Source organism: Areca yellow leaf disease phytoplasma (assembly GCF_041920595.1).
Genome location: NZ_CP169277.1, coordinates 102,300 through 104,949 on the forward strand (window position 1 = coordinate 102,300; position 2,650 = coordinate 104,949).

General features: G+C 27.8%; 4 protein-coding genes and 1 pseudogene. All 5 read left to right on the forward strand.

The features are described from left to right. Positions 1 to 160 precede the first annotated feature (160 nt). Positions 161 to 319: a hypothetical protein gene (locus tag ACEW7V_RS00525; RefSeq protein WP_374695537.1), complete on the forward strand. Its 159-nt coding sequence runs from the start codon at positions 161 to 163 to the stop codon at positions 317 to 319. 79 nt (positions 320 to 398) lie between these two features. Beyond that, positions 399 to 524 (forward strand): hypothetical protein, encoded by a 126-nt coding sequence (locus ACEW7V_RS00530; protein WP_374695538.1) that lies wholly within the window; start codon positions 399 to 401, stop codon positions 522 to 524. Positions 525 to 963: 439 nt separating this feature from the next. Further along, the gene (locus ACEW7V_RS00535; RefSeq protein ID WP_374695539.1) at positions 964 to 1,113 is read left to right on the forward strand and encodes a hypothetical protein; all 150 of its coding nucleotides are present in this window, start codon (positions 964 to 966) and stop codon (positions 1,111 to 1,113) included. A gap of 206 nt (positions 1,114 to 1,319) precedes the next feature. Then, a complete protein-coding gene (gene grpE / locus ACEW7V_RS00540) occupies positions 1,320 to 1,481 on the forward strand; it encodes a nucleotide exchange factor GrpE (protein WP_374695540.1) in 162 nt (53 codons plus the stop codon). A gap of 227 nt (positions 1,482 to 1,708) precedes the next feature. After that, positions 1,709 to 2,650, forward strand: a pseudogene (locus ACEW7V_RS00545) (Hsp70 family protein); the annotation flags it as partial.

Genomic DNA, 2,650 nt, shown 5'->3' on the forward strand with positions numbered 1-2,650 from the left:
TGATTCAAAAAAGCGTTTTGTAAAGGACAAGTAATTAAAGCTCTTAATTTGTTAAATAATTTAACTAATTATACTGCTATGGCAATGGGTTCTGATATTTTAATAATAGTAAATTACTAAAATTGATTTTATTCACTTTAAATAGTACTCAAGCTGTTATTTGATTATTACTGATAAAGGAAATGCTTACAAACATCAAAATATTTCCTTGGATCAAACAAAAGAAATTAGCATTTACTGTTGTAAAGATGTGGTGCAAGTAGTAAATGATTTGTTGACAGATAAGTTTTATCAGAAGCAGCAATATTATTCAAAGTGATTTTTTAAACAAACTATTGCTAAATATATTTGTTTTCCATTTCAATTAATTGCTTTGTTTATGGAAGCTTTTAGTAGTTTTGCCTCAGAATCTTTATTTTTCGGGGGTTTACAAAATGCTTGAAAAACCTGGTCAAAGCAATCCTGAAATTATTAAAAAATTTATGGGTCTTTTAGAGCGTAAGGAATTATTAAAATTATGTTAAATCAAGATAGTTTGTCTTTTAAATTTTCTGATGGCTTGCAACTTACCCCTTTAAAAAGATTGTATGATTCTTTCCTATTCCTTTTGATGTAAATCACAATGAGAAAGGAAGAATTGCAGTTGTAGGACCTTCTTGGATGAAATATCCTAAAAGTTATTCCTATTTTGGAATATTTGGCAGTTCATTTATCCATAAATTAAACGATCAAGAATAACAAATAAAAGAATAAATAATACAATAAATAATTGTAAGATAAAATATAAGTAATAATTACAATTACAACCAAATAACAAATAACAAAATAACAAATAACAAATAATAAGTAATAAGTAATAATGAAATAATTTATAATTTATTAAAAAAATAACTAAACAGGCTGCCAAAATACTTGTAAGTAACGTAATAAAAACATAATTATATCAAGAAAAGAGGTTTTAAGATGTTTTTAGAAAAAGACCAAGATAACTTAGATAATTTAGAAACACAAGCAAAAGAATTGCATAAAGATTGTAAAGAATACAAAAATTGTCAAAAAGAAGAAACTAAAACAACAAATAAAGACAACCAAAAGGAAGATGAAAACTGTTAAAAATCAATCAAATCAATCCAAATCAAATATATATATATATATATATATATATATATATATAAACAAATGCAAACAACAAAAACATCAATCAAAAAAGAAAACAGTCATCTGCAAATTACTAAATTACAAACTCAAATTAAAGTACAACAACAACTTACCCAACAAAAAAAGCCTTTGATGAAAGTTTTTAAAAAAATCAAGCAGAATTGATTAACTTTAAGAAAAGAGCCCAAACTCAAAAAGCAAATGAATTAAAATATGCATCAAGTAATTTTATTACTAATTTATTAATGCCCTTGGAACAATTAGAAAAAGTAATTGATATGCCTACACAAAATGAATTGCTGCGAAATATTATTAGGATTTAAGTTATTTACATATATAAATAAAAAAAAGAAATGTTTGAATGAAGAGAGTGAAAGAAATTGAGCTCTTAATATTTTGATCATATTTGCTGCCTTTGAAAACAGTGAGCCTAAAAAACCTGATAAAACTAATTTAGCAGTTTTACAAAAGGTTATTTATATAAAAAAAGAATTTTAAGACCAACATTGGTTAAAGTAAATGAATGGAGTGATAAAAATGACAAAAACGAATAAAATATATAGGTATTGATTTAGGAACAACTAACTCTTGTGTTGCTGTAATGGAAGGTGGCGAGGCAAAAAAGTTATTCCTAATGCTGAAGGTGGAAGAACAACCTGTCTGTAGTTTCTTTTAAAGGTGATGAAATTATGGTAGGAGAAATTGCCAAACGTCAAGTAATTACTAATCCTAATACTATTAGTTCTATCAAAAAGACACATGGGAGAAGCTAATTATACTGTTAATGTGGGTGGTAAAAAAATACACTCCGCAAGAAATTAGTGCAATGGGATTTTGCAAATTTGAAAAAAACTGCTGAAGATTATTTAGGAGCTCGAGCAAGTGAGGCAGTAATTACTGTCTTAAGTATTTAATGACGCTCCAAAGACAAGCTACCAAAGATGCAGGTAAAATCACAGGCTTAAATGTTAAACGTATTATTAATGGAATCTCAACTGCAGCTGCTCTTTCTTATGGCGTTGACAAAGGTGATAAAGAACAGACCATTTTAGTGTTTGACTTAGGAGGAGGAACTTTTGATGTTTCTATTCTAACTTTGGTTGATGGTACTTTTGAAGTGCTTTCTACTTCTGGAGACAATACTTTGGGAGGCGATGATTTTGACTTACGTATAGTAGATTTCTTAGTGCAAGAATTCAAAAAAGAAAATAGTGTTGATCTTTCCAAAGATAAAATCGCAATGCAAAGATTAAAAGATGCTTTCTGCTGAAAACTAAAAAAGAATTAAGTGGTGTTACTTCTTCACAAATTTCTTTGCCTTTCTTAACAATGAGTGAAGCAGGTCCACTTTTACTTAGAATACAATATGACTCGTGCTAAAATTCAATGAACTTACTAAAGATTTAATTGAACGTTGTTTGGCTCCTGTAAAACGTGCTTTAAGTGATGCCAAATTAGATATTGGAAAAAAGTACGTAACTGGAACGAAGTA